The organism is Halomonas sp. AOP43-D1-4, assembly GCF_052446175.1.
In the GTDB taxonomy this organism is placed as follows: Bacteria; Pseudomonadota; Gammaproteobacteria; order Pseudomonadales; family Halomonadaceae; genus Vreelandella; species Vreelandella citrativorans.
Genome location: NZ_JBQSVY010000001.1, coordinates 196,676 through 211,460 on the forward strand (window position 1 = coordinate 196,676; position 14,785 = coordinate 211,460).

At 55.6% G+C, this 14,785-nt stretch carries 15 protein-coding genes; 5 read left to right on the top strand and 10 right to left on the bottom strand.

The features are described 5' to 3' along the window. Positions 1-2: 2 nt before the first annotated feature. On the bottom strand, positions 3-1,496 hold the full coding sequence (locus tag ACT3RQ_RS00930) for an NAD(P)H-hydrate dehydratase (protein ID WP_444679771.1): 1,494 nt from the start codon (positions 1,494-1,496) through the stop codon (positions 3-5). A 116-nt stretch (positions 1,497-1,612) separates the two neighbouring features. Between ACT3RQ_RS00930 and queG the strand changes: the two genes are divergently transcribed. Beyond that, positions 1,613-2,695, top strand: coding sequence for a tRNA epoxyqueuosine(34) reductase QueG (gene queG, locus ACT3RQ_RS00935; RefSeq protein ID WP_444679772.1), 1,083 nt, complete (start codon positions 1,613-1,615; stop codon positions 2,693-2,695). 14 nt (positions 2,696-2,709) lie between these two features. On the opposite strand, the gene orn is transcribed toward queG, so the two are convergent. Beyond that, positions 2,710-3,291, bottom strand: coding sequence for an oligoribonuclease (gene orn / locus ACT3RQ_RS00940; protein WP_172116274.1), 582 nt, complete (start codon positions 3,289-3,291; stop codon positions 2,710-2,712). 88 nt (positions 3,292-3,379) lie between these two features. Between orn and rsgA the strand changes: the two genes are divergently transcribed. Genes rsgA through asd form a run of 3 tightly spaced genes read left to right on the top strand, consistent with a single transcriptional unit; the run spans position 3,380 to position 6,183 of the window. Next, complete coding sequence (gene rsgA, locus ACT3RQ_RS00945) at positions 3,380-4,399, top strand: small ribosomal subunit biogenesis GTPase RsgA (protein WP_172116273.1); 1,020 nt, start codon at positions 3,380-3,382, stop codon at positions 4,397-4,399. A gap of 17 nt (positions 4,400-4,416) precedes the next feature. Beyond that, positions 4,417-5,259, top strand: coding sequence for a sulfurtransferase (locus tag ACT3RQ_RS00950; protein ID WP_444679773.1), 843 nt, complete (start codon positions 4,417-4,419; stop codon positions 5,257-5,259). A gap of 51 nt (positions 5,260-5,310) precedes the next feature. Then, on the top strand, positions 5,311-6,183 hold the full coding sequence (gene asd / locus ACT3RQ_RS00955; protein WP_444679774.1) for an archaetidylserine decarboxylase: 873 nt from the start codon (positions 5,311-5,313) through the stop codon (positions 6,181-6,183). A 2-nt stretch (positions 6,184-6,185) separates the two neighbouring features. On the opposite strand, the gene epmA is transcribed toward asd, so the two are convergent. Next, on the bottom strand, positions 6,186-7,166 hold the full coding sequence (epmA, locus tag ACT3RQ_RS00960; RefSeq protein WP_444679775.1) for an EF-P lysine aminoacylase EpmA: 981 nt from the start codon (positions 7,164-7,166) through the stop codon (positions 6,186-6,188). A 147-nt stretch (positions 7,167-7,313) separates the two neighbouring features. Next, on the bottom strand, positions 7,314-7,880 hold the full coding sequence (gene efp, locus ACT3RQ_RS00965; RefSeq protein ID WP_172116269.1) for an elongation factor P: 567 nt from the start codon (positions 7,878-7,880) through the stop codon (positions 7,314-7,316). Positions 7,881-8,018: 138 nt separating this feature from the next. Between efp and epmB the strand changes: the two genes are divergently transcribed. Then, positions 8,019-9,038, top strand: a complete 1,020-nt coding sequence (epmB, locus tag ACT3RQ_RS00970; RefSeq protein WP_444679776.1) for an EF-P beta-lysylation protein EpmB — start codon at positions 8,019-8,021, stop codon at positions 9,036-9,038. A gap of 9 nt (positions 9,039-9,047) precedes the next feature. Here epmB and ACT3RQ_RS00975 read toward each other — a convergent pair whose 3' ends face one another. From ACT3RQ_RS00975 to dapA, 6 genes are read right to left on the bottom strand one after another with little or no spacing between them, the layout of a single operon-like run. After that, positions 9,048-9,716 carry an SDR family NAD(P)-dependent oxidoreductase gene (locus ACT3RQ_RS00975; RefSeq protein ID WP_444679777.1) on the bottom strand — a complete coding sequence of 223 codons (669 nt, stop codon included), beginning with the start codon at positions 9,714-9,716 and terminating at the stop codon, positions 9,048-9,050. Between the two features lie 30 nt (positions 9,717-9,746). Continuing rightward, positions 9,747-10,517: a DeoR/GlpR family DNA-binding transcription regulator gene (locus ACT3RQ_RS00980; protein WP_444638817.1), complete on the bottom strand. Its 771-nt coding sequence runs from the start codon at positions 10,515-10,517 to the stop codon at positions 9,747-9,749. 25 nt (positions 10,518-10,542) lie between these two features. Further along, positions 10,543-11,433: an NAD(P)-dependent oxidoreductase gene (locus ACT3RQ_RS00985; protein ID WP_444638816.1), complete on the bottom strand. Its 891-nt coding sequence runs from the start codon at positions 11,431-11,433 to the stop codon at positions 10,543-10,545. Further along, the gene (gene pdxA / locus ACT3RQ_RS00990; protein ID WP_444638815.1) at positions 11,433-12,467 is read right to left on the bottom strand and encodes a 4-hydroxythreonine-4-phosphate dehydrogenase PdxA; all 1,035 of its coding nucleotides are present in this window, start codon (positions 12,465-12,467) and stop codon (positions 11,433-11,435) included. The genes ACT3RQ_RS00985 and pdxA overlap by 1 nt, the downstream gene beginning before the upstream one ends. A 45-nt stretch (positions 12,468-12,512) precedes the next feature. Then, the gene (locus ACT3RQ_RS00995) at positions 12,513-13,757 is read right to left on the bottom strand and encodes a four-carbon acid sugar kinase family protein (protein ID WP_444638814.1); all 1,245 of its coding nucleotides are present in this window, start codon (positions 13,755-13,757) and stop codon (positions 12,513-12,515) included. Between the two features lie 17 nt (positions 13,758-13,774). Continuing rightward, the gene (gene dapA / locus ACT3RQ_RS01000; RefSeq protein ID WP_444638813.1) at positions 13,775-14,650 is read right to left on the bottom strand and encodes a 4-hydroxy-tetrahydrodipicolinate synthase; all 876 of its coding nucleotides are present in this window, start codon (positions 14,648-14,650) and stop codon (positions 13,775-13,777) included. Between the last annotated feature and the right edge of the window lie 135 nt (positions 14,651-14,785).

Sequence of the window (14,785 nt, forward strand, 5' to 3'; positions counted from 1 at the left end):
CTTCACGGGTTGATCAATACTCGCGCATAGGATGCCAGATCACTTGCCAGCAAGCCACGTTCTCCTTGTGCCTCTGCGGCGCGGTCGGCGGCTAGCGCATGCACCATAACGCCTAACCAGGCGCTACTCTCTATCTCTGCTCGCTGGGCGACCAAGGCGCCGAGCATACCGCTGAGCACGTCACCCATTCCACCACTGGCCATACCGGGGTTTCCGTAAGGACATACGACCAAGCCACCGGGCCCGGCAATCAAGCTCCCCGAGCCTTTTAGAACAACAACGCCTCCTCGTCTACGCTGTAGCTCACGCGCAGCGGCAGGCCGGTCAGCCTGCACATCGGTGACGCTACACTCAAGCAGCCGGGCAGCTTCGCCAGGGTGCGGCGTTAATATCCAGTTATCACGGCGCTCGCTCGGCCAGTGGCTGGCGAGTAAATTAAGCCCATCGGCATCGACGACCAGCGGAGAGCCCGATGCCAGCGCGTGCTGCAACACAGCCTGCCCCCAAGCGGCTTGCCCCATCCCCGGCCCCACCACCAGAACATCGGCTTTTTGCGGAAGCTCGTTTAAATCAGCGCCGCCGCGTACACCGTGCGCCATTACTTCCGGGCAACGCATCAAACTGGCGATGGTATGCTCTGGCGCGGTTGCCAGGCTTACTTTGCCAGCGCCTAAGCGTACCGCCGCTTGGGAAGCCAACAGCGCTGCACCACCAAACCCCGGAGCACCGCCCAAGACCAGCACATGCCCCATATCGCCTTTATGGCTGGTACGGGAGCGCGGCGCAAAGGCGTCTGTTAACCAGCCTTCGTCCAGCCGCCATGCACAAGGAGGAATATCAAAAAAGGCCTGCGCTTTAACGCCCAGGGGGCGAAAATCAATCTCCCCCGTATAGGCAGGCGCTTCGCCGGTATGTAGCCCTATTTTATCGCCAATAAACGTGACGGTAGTATTAGCGTGAACAGCATCACCAAGAACCGCGCCCGTATCCGCGGCTAACCCAGAGGGTATATCGATCGCCAGCACGGGACGTTTAGCGGCGTTGATTGCCTTAATCGCCTGTTGCGTTGCCCCTGTCACCTTGCCGGTAAGACCGATACCAACCAGAGCATCAACAATCACCTCGCCCGAGAACACACAATCGGCATGCCACGCTTCGCAGGAAACACCGGCTGAGGTTGCAAGTTCGGCAGCCCTGGCGACATCACCTTTCAGAGCATCCAACGGCTTTAGCGTAATACGTTGCACTTTAAGCCCTGACTGAATGGCAAGCGCTGCCAGCACATGACCATCGCCAGCGTTATTTCCCCCACCACATAGCACCGTTACGCTACGCGCATGGGGCCAGCGCGCGCGAAAGCTATGCCAGGCACTGGACGCTGCCCGCTGCATTAGGGCAAACCCTTCGATACCACCGGCAATGGTACGGCGGTCCAGTTCACGTACCTGCTCCGCTTTGAATAGCGGGCGCAGCGAGGAAGTACTTAAGGTGGACACGATATCTCCTTTCGCATGTTGTGATGGCGACCAATTGCGTTAGCATAGCGCGACTAATGCTCGACCGTAGACTGATAATGCCCTGTTCCACAGCTTCTTCACTTTCAAGCCATGCCATGACCACTGAACAACTGGCCCATCTTGCTGACCTCATCAAAACCTGGGGCCGCGAGCTGGGCTTTCAGCAGGTAGGTATTACCGATACGCAGCTCGATACGCACGAGCAGCATCTCAACGCATGGCTTGAAAAAGGTTATCACGGTGAGATGAGCTTTATGGACAAGCACGGCACCAAACGTACACGCCCGGCCGAGCTTGAACCGGGCACGCTGCGAATCATCAGCGTGCGTATGGATTATTTACCTCCCGAAGTTGAAACGACTCGGCTGCTGGGTCAGCCGCAAAAAGCCTATGTATCACGCTATGCATTGGGCCGTGACTACCACAAGCTAATACGTAAGCGCCTGGCTCAGCTGGGTAAAAAAATCGAACAGGAAGTAGGCCCTTTTGGCTACCGTGCCTTTGTCGATTCTGCCCCGGTAATGGAGCGCGCCCTGGCGCAAAAGGCAGGCCTTGGCTGGTTCGGTAAAAACGCCATGCTGCTCAACCCAAAAGCAGGCTCACTGTTCTTTTTGGGTGAGCTTTATACCGACCTGCCCCTCCCCGTTGACCCGCCCTACGAGCGTGAGCATTGCGGCAGCTGCGATGCTTGTCAGACCGCCTGTCCAACAGGGGCGATTGTTGACGACAAAGTGGTGGATTCGCGCAAGTGCATCTCCTATTTAACGATTGAGCTACACGGAGCGATCCCGGTTGAGTTTCGCCGCGCCATGGGCAACCGCGTATATGGCTGCGACGACTGCCAACTGGTATGCCCGTTCACACGCTTCACCCGCGTGAGTAACGAGCAAGATTTTGCCCCCCGCCACGACCTGGACCGCGCCTCCCTGCTCAGCCTGTTTGGCTGGAGCGAAGAGGCATTTTTGGACAAAACCGCCGGCAGCCCCATTCGACGTATCGGCTACGAACGCTGGCTACGCAATATTGCCATTGGCCTGGGCAACGCGCCGTGGAGTGAGGCGGTTGAAGCCGCGCTGTGGGCACGGCGCGCTTACCCCAGCGCTCTGGTACGTGAACACATTGCCTGGGCGCTTGATGAACAGCGCCTCAAGCGCGATGCACGCATTGCGACAAGCTAACGTTCAACCGAGGCTTACTCTTCTTCGTCCTGCCCGCCTGCCACGCGCAAAAAGGTATTGCGGTAGTGGGCAAGTTCAGCAATCGACTCTTTGATATCATCCATTGCCAAGTGCACGTTGCGCTTGCTAAAGCCTGCCAGTGCGCCCGGGTTCCAGCGCTTGGCAAGCTCCTTAACGCTTGAGACATCCAGGTTACGGTAGTGGAAGAAACGCCACAGCGCTGGCATCTCACGCTCCAAAAAGCGTCGGTCCTGATGGATGCTATTACCGCACATGGGCGACGAGCCTGCCACCACGTACTGACGCAAAAATTCCAGTGTCTGCTGCTCAGCACTGGCCGTATCGTTCTGGCTGGCTTTTACGCGCGCGACCAAGCCGGACTCGCCGTGGGTCTTCTGGTTCCAGTCATCCATTTGTGCCAACAGACTATCAGGCTGCTTAACAGCAATTACCGGGCCTTCCGCCACGACGTTTAAATCCGCATCGGTAACGAGCGTTGCCACTTCGATAATGCGCTCTTTATCAGGATCAAGGCCGGTCATTTCCAGGTCGATCCAGACCAGCAGATCACTGCGCGGTTCATTACTATTGCTCATGCTTTTCTCCAGGATAGCCAACGGGTCGAGTTACCCGGCGTCAGTTAACAGGTACACTATCCCCTATTGTACCGAGCATCGAGTGGTCATGAGCAAACGTAAATTAAGCCGCCAGCAGCAGTGGCGAGTCGACAAAGTCCAGGCAGAGCGTGCTAGCCGCGCTGAAAAGCGTGATGTGCGCGACGCAGAAAAGTTGGCGGCAGGCGAATACGGCGCCGAACAGCCCGGCCGGGTGATGGCGCATTTCGGGCGAACGCTGGAAGTACGTAATGCCGAGGGCACACCGGTACGCTGCCATCTACGTGCTAATCTGGACGGCATGGTGACCGGTGACCGAGTAATCTGGCGGGCAGGCCAGGAGGGCTCCGGCGTTGTTGTGGCCCGCGAAGAGCGCGACAGCGTGCTCAAGCGCCCTGATGCGCGTGGCCAACTTAAGCCGGTCGCCGCCAATATCGACCAGATTTTAATCGTTTTTGCCGTTGAGCCGGCGCCGCACCCTAATTTGATTGACCGCTATCTGGTCGCCGCTGAAGCCACCGCTATCGCGCCTGTTCTGGTACTCAACAAAATCGACCTGCTGCCAGACGATGGCGGCGAGCTTGGCAAGCTACTAGAACGCTACCGTGCGCTAGGCTACCCGGTGGTGCGCACCACTACAGCCAATGAAGAAGGGCTTGCCCCTTTACGCCAGCAACTTGAGGGTCGCACCTCGGTGTTTGTAGGCCAAAGCGGCGTGGGTAAATCATCGCTAATTGACCTGCTGCTGCCCGATGAGTCACTGCGTATCGGCGCGCTTTCCGAAGATTCACGCAAGGGCACGCACACTACGACTACCGCGCGGCTTTATACCATGAACCGCGATGAAGTCACCGATGGCGAGCTGATCGACTCTCCCGGCATTCGGGAATTTGGCCTAATTCATTTGACCGAACAGGACGTGACCGACGGCTTTATCGAGTTCCGCCCTTTCCTTGGCTACTGCCGTTTTCGTGATTGTCGTCATCGGGAGGAGCCAGGCTGCGCTTTACTTGAAGCGGTTGAGGAAGGCAAGATTCACCCGGAACGTTTTGCCAGCTATCGCCGGATTCTCGATAGTTTAGACGCTTGATTTTAAAGGAGCTAACCATGAGCACCGAGCACCCATCGTCAGAGTCAAATCTTCTACCGCTGATCGTTGAGCCAGAACAGTTACAGAGCCACCTGGATCAACCAGCGCTTTTGATCATTGATGTGCCGGTGAATCCGGATAACTACCGCCAGGGGCATGTGCCGGGCGCAGTATATCTGGATTTTCGCTACCTGATGCGCGGCGAAGGCCCGGTGCCCAATGACGTTCCCGATGTAGGCTTCTTATCGCAACTATTCAGCGCATTGGGGCTTACTCGCGACACCCACGTTGTAGCCTATGATGACGAAGGCGGCGGCTGGGCAGCACGCCTTTTATGGACGCTGGAGCTGATTGGCCACACCCGCTACTCCTATTTAAATGGCGGCATTCATGCCTGGCGTGATGCCGCTATGCCCGAAAGCACGGAGCAAACCCGTCCCTCACCTAGCGAATACCATGCACAAATTTTAAACCCGCAGGCGCTCATCACCTGTGATGAGATTAAAGCCAAGCTGGGTGACAAGCAGTTTGCAGTCTGGGATGCGCGCTCCAAGGGCGAATATGACGGCGAGAAAGGCAATAATAAGCATCTTGGCCACATTCCAGGTGCGGTCAATATGGATTGGCTAAACGCCATGGACCGGACCCGCGCCCTGCGTATTCGCGACTACGCCGAGCTTATAACCGAGCTTGGGGCCATGGGCCTAACGCCCGATATGGAAGTAGCCACCCACTGCCAGAGCCACCACCGCAGCAGCTTTACCTGGCTGGTGGGTAAAGCGCTAGGGTTTAATATACGCGGCTATGCGGGCTCCTGGGGCGAATGGGGCAACCGCGACGATACGCCGATCGAAAAGTAACGTAACCGGCTTGGCTGGCACGACGTTTAACCACTGCTAAAAGTAATTAATGTGACGCTACCTCAAAAAGCTTTCTCGTTACTCCAGTACCCGCTTCCTCATCATGCTATCTCGCGTCTGACCGGCACGTTTGCGCAGAGCGAGGCGCCTTGGCTGAAAAACATGCTGATCAAGGCCTTTATCAAGCGGTTTAACGTCGACATGAGCCAGGCACTTGAGCCGGACCCAACGGCATACGCCAATTTTAATGCGTTCTTTACCCGCGCTCTAAAAGCGGATGCTCGCCCATTGGGGCAAGGCATTTTAAGCCCGGCCGATGGCTCGCTTTCGCGCCATGGCCGCTTGCAGGCGGGCCAGCTGGTTCAAGCCAAGGGCCACACCTATTCGGCGCAGTCGTTACTGGGCGGGGATGCCGCGCTTGCAGAAGAGTTTATGGGCGGCAGTTTCGCGACCGTTTACCTCTCGCCACGTGACTATCACCGTGTACATATGCCCATGACCGGCACGCTGCGAGAAATGATTTATGTGCCTGGGCGAATTTTCTCGGTGAATAAAGCCACCGCGAGCTACGTGCCTAACCTGTTTGCACGCAACGAACGCTTGGTATGCATTTTTGATTCAGAGCTCGGCCCATTTGCCATGGTATTGGTCGGCGCGATGGTGGTTGCCGCCATTGAAACCGTGTGGTCTGGGCAAGTTACACCGCTGGCGGGCATGCCTCAACGCACACGTTTTGACAACACCATCACCCTTGAGCGCGGCGAGGAAATGGGGCTATTCAAGCTCGGCTCTACCGTTGTGATGTGTTTTGCCAAGCCGGTTACGTTTAGCAATCCAGCAACGCGTGAGGATTATCGGCCAGAAGCCATGGTGCAAATGGGCCAAACCCTCGGTGATTTTCCGCCAGCCCCGCCTATCGCTTAGCGTTAGCAATTAGGCGTCGAAAAGGTAAGCACGTCTTCAAGGCGTGCTTTACCCAATGCCAATTGAATTAAACGGTCAATTCCCAGCGCTACGCCCGCACATTCGGGCATGCCATGCTCAAGCGCTGCCAGCAAACGCTCATCAACATCGACCTCGGGTAGCCCCAGACGTCGCCGTTCAGCGTTGTCGTCGCTAAAGCGAGTGCGCTGCTCCGTGGCATCGGTTAGCTCGTGATACCCATTGGCCAGCTCAATACCGCTCAGGTAAAGCTCAAAACGTGATGCGACCCACTCTCCATCCACATCCTGGTGTCGGCGGGCAAGCGCTGCCTGGCTGGCGGGATAGTCCGTTACCACGCTTAATTCGTTCTGGCCCAACGTGGGCTCAATCACCATGCTCATCAAAAGGTCGAGGCAGGTATCCCGGCCCTCGTTCACCAACGCCCCGGTAGGCATCCGGCCTCGCTCAGCGGCCAGCGCGCGTAGCTTATCAAGTGACGTTGTGAAGGGGTCGACAGCCAAGCAAGTATGAAACAGCTCGCGATAACGATAGTGCACTACCGGCCCGGCAAAAGCAGGTAACAGCGTGGCCACCAGCGTGGCGGTCTCGTCGATCAGTTCGCCAAGCGAAAACCCTGGCCGGTACCATTCAAGCATCGTGAATTCGATGTTGTGGCGCGAACCCACTTCACCATCACGAAAACTTCGCGCCAGCTGAAAAATGGGCCCACTGCCTGCGGCCACTAAACGCTTCATATGAAATTCAGGTGAGGTTTGCAGCCATAACCGTCGCTGACCTTTATCAGTGCGCGCTTGAGTCGCAAGTGACACCAGGTGCACATCGGTACTTCCACCCTGTCCAAGCACAGGCGTTTCAACTTCCAGCACGTCACGTTGGGAAAAAAATGCTCGTACTTTTGAAAGCAGACGTGCTCGCTCGCGCAGCGTTTCAATTTGCGCATTTGGTCGCCACTCAATGGCCATCACCGCTCCTTGAATAAAATAAAGCCACGCAAATGCGTGGCTCTAAGGTAGAACAAATGCCGCCAAGTGCGTAATAAAGCCTACCGCTTTATCCACTTGGCTAAGCACTTAACTACTCACTTAATACTTGGCTTAAAAACGTACTTATCAAGCGCGAGAAACGTACTCGCCGGAGCGCGTATCGATTTTGAGCACTTCGCCCTGGTTGATAAACAGAGGTACACGAACAACAGCACCTGAAGAGAGCGTTGCGGGTTTAGAGCCGCCCTGCGCCGTATCGCCCTTCAGGCCTGGGTCAGTCTCGACCACTTCAAGCTCAATGAAGTTGGGCGGCGTCACCGAAATTGCCTTGTCGTTCCACAGTGTCAGCGTATATGGCACCTGCTCTTTGAGCCATTTGACAGTATCGCCCAACGCTTTTTTCTCTACGGCGTACTGCTCAAAAGAGCCGTCCGTTTTCATAAAGTGCCACATGTCACCGTCGGTGTAGAGGTACTCCATCTCCAGGTCCATGACATCGGCACCTTCCAGTGAATCACCCGATTTAAAGGTACGCTCACCTACACGGCCGGTCATCAGGTTACGCAGCTTAACGCGGTTAAACGCCTGGCCCTTGCCGGGCTTGACCAATTCGTTCTCAACGATTGAGCAAGGATCACCGTCGAGCATTACTTTTAAACCGCCTTTGAATTCATTGGTAGAATAGTTAGCCATGTTGCCTCTCTGTGATCTATTTCAGTTAGCTATTACAGTGAGCGATGCAAGATAGCCTACGTCGCCGCAGCGTGGATAGCATCGTCAAATAAGTGCGCGCATGATAACCCGAAGGAGGGCTTTTTGCAGGAGAACATTATGATCGTTGCCTCGGATAATCACGAGCGATTCAACGAAGCCTCAAGCCCCACGTGGCAACAGCAGCTTTCCAGCGCCATTCGTGACCCACAAGAGCTTTGCAAGCGGCTTGGACTAAAGAGTGAATGGCTCTCTGGCGCACATACCGGGCATAGGCTGTTTGAAACCTGTGTGCCCGAGGCCTATTTGTCACGCATTACTTACGGCGATACGTCCGACCCGCTGCTGCGCCAAGTGCTGCCCGTCAGCGACGAGGCGCTCACGCCTAGTGGTTACGTGCTTGACCCTCTTGAAGAGGCTGATCATCGCCCTGCCAAAGGGTTGATTCACAAATACGCCGGTCGGGTGCTATTAATCGCAAGCCCAAACTGCGCAATTAACTGCCGCTACTGTTTTCGTCGCCACTTTCCCTACAGCGATAATTCACCTTCCCGCGCCCAGTGGCAAGATGCGCTTGATTACCTGCGTAGTAGCCCCACCATTCATGAAGCCATTCTTTCCGGCGGCGACCCGCTGGCCGCCAACGACCGTCAGCTAGCCTGGCTAGTCGGCGAGCTGGAAAAAATCCCTTATCTTAAGCGGCTGCGCATTCACACACGCTTACCCGTGGTGATTCCTGATCGTATCGATGACACGCTACTTGCCTGGCTGGGCAATACCCGGCTGCAAAAAGTCGTGGTACTGCATATCAATCATGCCAACGAGCTAGACCAAGCCGTCGTTGGGGCCTGCACCCGATTAAAAGAAGCCGGTGCCACACTGCTTAATCAAAGCGTACTGCTGCGCGGCGTTAACGACGAGGTAGGCACACTCACCGTCCTTTCAGAGCGGCTTTTTGAGGCAGGCATCCTGCCCTACTACCTGCATGTATTAGACCCGGTGCAGGGCGCCGCTCATTTTGATGTACCGGATGATGAAGCACGTGCGCTCATCACCCAACTACGTGAGCACCTACCCGGTTTTCTGATGCCCCGACTAGTGCGCGAAGTACCCGGGGAGGCGAGTAAAACGCCGCTGTGAGGGGTATGCTTAAAGCGAGGCGCCCGCACAGACCGTCAGCGTCTGTCCAGTGATGGAGCATGCCGACTCACTGAGTAAAAACGCAACGCTTGCGGCGATTTCCTCGGGCTCGATAAAGCGGCCCATAGGAGGGAGCTTGGGCGCCACACCTACCCGACTGGGGTCTTCAAGCATGGGAGTACGCGTTGCTCCTGGGGCAACCAAGTTGACGGTGGTATTTTTGGCTACCAACTCCATTGCCCAAGAACGTATCAGCCCCTGCTGAGCTGCTTTCGATGCGGCATAAGCACTTTTGCCCAGAGCGCCCTGCTGGGTTCGGCTTCCAATCAGGATAATGCGTTTTAAAGGGGCATGTTCAGCAAGGAGCTTTTTAACCAATAACGCTGGCGCATCGACGTGAAGTCGCCACATTTCTTGTGCCTGCGTCTGCTCATACGCCTGAATATCTCCGATATGCATGACCCCAGCAGCGTGCACAAAAGCATCAAATACGGATAAATCAAGCTCAAGTGCACTGGTTGCAAGCGCGCCCAAGTCGGCGCTGACCCACCGAAACCGTCCACTTTCGATTGGCGGTGGACGCCTTGAAAGCCCTGTCACGTCCAACCCTTGATCAATCAAGCGCTGACAGATCGCCAGACCAATGCCCGAGCTGCACCCTGTCACTAATATATGCATTGAGTAACTTCCTGAATTTTGACTGTACGGCTAGACGTTGACCACTTCGAGAGTGACGGCACGACTACGCTTAAACACTTCAAGCTTGTCACTTCCGGCCTGATCATCGGTAATAAGCGTCCAGTGGCTTAGCATAGGCGTCCAGTGTTGTTGTCGTGCGTTACCCAACTTACTGGAGTCAGCGAGCACTACCACTTTCAGAGCGCGTCGGATCATCATCTCTTTTAAATAAGCCTGCTCAGCGCTGGCTTCACACAGCCCCAAGTCGGCCACTACACCATCAGCACTTACAAAAAGTTTATCTACCGATAAGCGTTCAAGAGCGGCCTGAGCCGTCACGCCGTAGGTCGTCATACTAGCCGCCCGCAGGTCTCCACCTAAAAGCGTCACTTTGCAGTCTTTGATAGCCGCCAGAGCGGGCAGAGCAGCAACATTATTGGTAAACACATGAAGCCTGCGCCGCTGCCCTAACACCTTAGCCAGCGCCGTAGTGGTGGACCCACCGTCAAGCAGCAGCGTATCACCGTCCTCAATATGACCAAGTGCTGCGAGCGCAAGATGCGCTTTGACATCGCCCCGCTCGTGCTGGCGCTGAACCAGCGAAAGCTCTGGCTCACGCTTGCCAACCACTGCGGCGGCACCACCATAGGTGCGCACGATGTACCCCTCGTCGGCCAGCGATGACAAGTCTCGCCGAACGGTGGCCTCGGAGATATTAAAACGCTCACAAAGCGTCTCCACATCGGTCATTCCATTGTGGACTGCTTCCAGCATGGCGCTGCGGCGCTTGGCGACTTTCATTGAGACTCCTTAAGGCAGAGCGCTTTTACGATGAGAAGGACACACCGTGTCGCTTAGCGACGATATCGGAAAGCTCAGGTACAAAGCTTTCTCCAGCACCTTCTTCCAGTGCGCTTGCGTATAAATCCTTAATGGCATGAGCGACTCCCGCTTGAACGTTCAAGGCATCCGCCAGGTTGGCTACGTAGCGGATATCCTTGCCAGCATTGGCCAGCGAAAAACGGTGGGCGTCGCGGTCGCGCTCCAGCACGTACTGGAAGAACGTCTGATAAAAACCACTATCCATTCGACTGCCGCGTATAACGCTGTCAAATACCGCAGGAGTTACGCCCGCTTTGGCGCCGATGGTAAGCGCCTCAGAATAAATCGCACCGTAGCCCATGGCCAAAAATTGATTGAGCAGTTTCATGGTATGGCCTGCGCCTGCTGGGCCTACGTGCAGGATTTTACCCGCCCAGCACTCCAGCACCGGGCGTATGGCTTCAAGCGTGGCATCATCAGTACCGACGATAGCCTGTAGCTCGCCTGATTCCGCTTGGGTCGGCGTACCGCCCAAGGCAGCATCCATGAAAGTGACGCCCTTAGCGGCGAGCGTTTCGTTTAAGCGGCGCGTCAGGGTCGGGTCGGACGTTGAACAGTCCACAATGACAAGCCCTTCGTGAGCACCCAACGCCAACCCCTGCTCACCTTCAACAATCGATTCGACCTGCGGAGCGCCGGGTACACAAATAAACACAATATCCGAGCACTCTGCCAGCGCCTTGGGAGAGTCCACCGACTGAGCCCCCTGTTTCAGTAGCGGCGCGATGCTGTCCTCTCGCGGATCAAAAACGGACATTGAGTAGCCACCTTGCATGATATTACGAGCAATGTTGGCACCCATCAGGCCCAAGCCGATAAAGCCGATACGTTTCATTATGCGTTCTCCTTTACGGTGGTTGATGTAGCGGGTTTTTCACGACGATTGGCGAGATCAACGGCTTGCTTAAGCGCCTCAAGCAGGCTGCGCTCGTCAGCCACGCCCTTCCCAGCGATATCAAATGCCGTGCCATGATCCACTGAGGTACGAATAACGGGCAATCCCACGGTCACATTAACGCCGGCCTCAAGCCCCATCACCTTAACGGGGCCATGCCCTTGGTCGTGATACATCGCTACCACTACGTCAAAGTCACCTCTGCCAGCGCGGAAGAACAGCGTATCGGCAGGAAGCGGGCCTTGAACATCCCACCCACGCGCGGTGAGCTCTTCAATCGCAGGGACAATTTTCTCTTCTTCTTCGCCATAACCAAACAAACCATTCTCACCAGCGTGAGGGTTAATACCACAAACACCGATGCGTGGGTTATCGATACCCGCGCGGGTAAGCGTTTCATGGGCACGCTCGATAGTACGTTTGACGAGTCCCGGCTCAATACGGTGAATAGCGTCTAGCAGGCCGATATGGGTGGTGACATGAATGACGCGAAGATTAGGCGCCACCAGCATCATCGAAACTTCGTCGATGCCGGTCAGGTGCGCCAGCATCTCCGTATGTCCTGGAAAGAGGTGCCCGCCAGCGTGTAGCGCCTCTTTATTTAGCGGTGCTGTACAAATGGCATCAAGATCGCCCCTATGCGTCAGCTCAACGGTATGCGCGATGAACTGATAAGCTGCATCACCGGCAACCGGGGATACCTGTCCGTACGGTAAATCTTCAGGAATCAGCCCAAGATCAATGCAGTCCAGCGTGCCTGGCACAAATTTCGCCGCACTGACGTCATCGATCACATTCAGGGTCAGCTGGCTGCCAACAATCTGTCCTGCTTTTTTCAAACGACCCGCGTCGCCGATAACGAGTGGTCGGCAGGTGGTGTATACGCTCTCATGGGCAAGAGCCTTCATGATGACTTCAGGGCCGACGCCTGCGGCATCCCCCATGGTGATACCTACAACAGGAAGGTAGCTCATTGGTAGTATTACTCCGAAGTAACTAGGTGCAGAACCTGGCAAGGCTCAACAACGACATGAACTGGAAGGACGTTTATCGACCAGCGTGCGCCAAGCCTCATAAAGCGTCGTCTCGCTACCAAAGGCGCCCGCCTTGGTCACTACCGGCATGCCTTGGCCGTTAACCGAGAGCGCAACACCCGGCTCAAGCTCATCAACGAGATGCAGATGATTGATACCGGCTGCGCTAAGCAAGGCTTTAGCTGTTTCGCCACCCGTCGCGACGAGCGCTCCAAGCAGGCTTATATGGTTGCCCAAGTGGCTAGCTAGACGCTGCGTCAGCGCATAACCGTCAATGGAAGGGTCCGGGGCTTGCTGAGTCAGACTTACAAGTACATCGTGCCCTGCTTCAAGCGCTTGTTGCGCTCTTTTTAGCGCAAAAGGCGCATCCTGGAGGGTCAGTAGATCGGCGATATCCACTTGGAAGTGTTCAAGCGCTTTGCCACGTTTCGTTAACAGGTAGTCAACCTGACGATGTGAAACGGACGACATGCTCCCCACCACCATCAAAACCGGCCCTTCTATCGTGATGGGCGGCATTAAAGCCGTACCTGCGTCACGACCAAGATAGGGGCAAAGCGCTGTTGAAAGCCCTGCCGAGCCTACCCAGAAGATGCGGTCAAGGGTATGCGTTGCTTCAGCGAGATGCTCAAGGTCTGCGTCACTTTCAGCGTCGCACACCACGGCCTCTATCTGATTTTGCTGATGTTTTAAAAGCCACTGACGTAGCACGTTCGTAGAGGACTCACGCAGCGTGGCAAGCGACAAGTGAGCGACGTTAATCTCCGCCTCGACCAGCATATCGCTCAATGAAGCCTTGCCGCTCCGCTCCTCATTGCCCCACACCGGTGTCTCTTCGACAGGCGTATGGTCAATGAACTGTCGTGCGTCTCGAGTAAAGCGCTTCATCGCAGGCATGGCCGGAGCTACCACCGCCATTCCCACCTCAGGAATCAGCGCGGCAACTTCCTGAGCCCAGTTGCCACGAAGTGTTGAATCGATTTTTTTATAAAGACGAAGACCTGGCTGGCGTACTGCGCGCCAGGCCTCAACATTCAGCTTAGCTGCCTCGGTTGCGTCCAAATGGCGAGAATCCGTATCGAAAACCAACACCTGCGCATCTACGTTGTTTTGTAGAGCAAGCTCAATAACCGTCGCTGAACCGCTCCTGGCGTAGCTCACCGCGCAGTCAGCAGCACCTGACAGATCATCCGCCAGAATAATAAGCCGCGCCGTGTCCGATAAAGACATTGATGGCCTCTCAAGCATTAGCGATAAACCTGCATCAACTCATCAAGCTGCTGGCGCTGTTGATCGCTTAGCGGGAGCGCGGGAGCGCGTGTAGGGCCTGCTGGCATGCCCATCAACTCGGCTGCTGCTTTCAATACCACCGGCATAGTCGCCATGCCGAAAGCCGTGCGCAGCACGCGAAGCTTTTCCTGTGCTTCACGGGCTGTTTCAATGTCGCCTGCCTGGAAGGCGTTATAGATGGTCATCACGACATCGGGTACTGCGTTGGTGGTAGCCGCTACCGCGCCATCGGCACCCGCCAGTAGGCCCCAAAGGATGAGTGAGTCGGTACCCGTGAAAACAGCAAAATCGTCGCGCTTCAAGCCAACCAGCTGCGTCAACCGGTCAAAATCGCCGCCGCTGTCTTTAATACCTTGCACCATGGGCAGGTGCGAAAGCTCGGCCACAGTATCAATGGTAATCGTGCCGCCAGTTTTAGCGGGAATGTTGTAAAGCATAAAGGGCAGCGGTGCTTGTTCGGCAATCGCCGAATAATGAACGACAAGCTCACGCTGGGAAACCGCGTTGAAGTAAGGAGTAATGATCGAACATGCATCAACCCCAATCTGCTCCATCCTGGCGTTCATGTCGATCACGCCTTGGGTGGTAAACGCACCAGTCCCCGCAATAACCGGCACTCGCCCTTGCGCTTGTTCAACGACTATCCTAGCGACGTTCAGTTTTTCGTCATCACTTAGCGCGAAGAACTCGCCGTTAGTGCCCAGCGCGAAAAGCCCATGGACGCCCTTATCAATCAAAGTATCCACCAATGTACGCAGTGCGGCTTCATCAACTGCCTGGCGATCGTTCATTGGAGTAATCAAGGCGGGGATAATGCCTTTAAATAGCGTCATGGCGTCAGTTTCCTCAGCTCGTTTGCGATCAAATCGATCATAAAAATGATTGATTCAAAAAAATATCGCAAGCAAACCAAGCAAATATAATTGACCAAAACGATCAAAAAACAATTAACCTATTGAATCTTAACA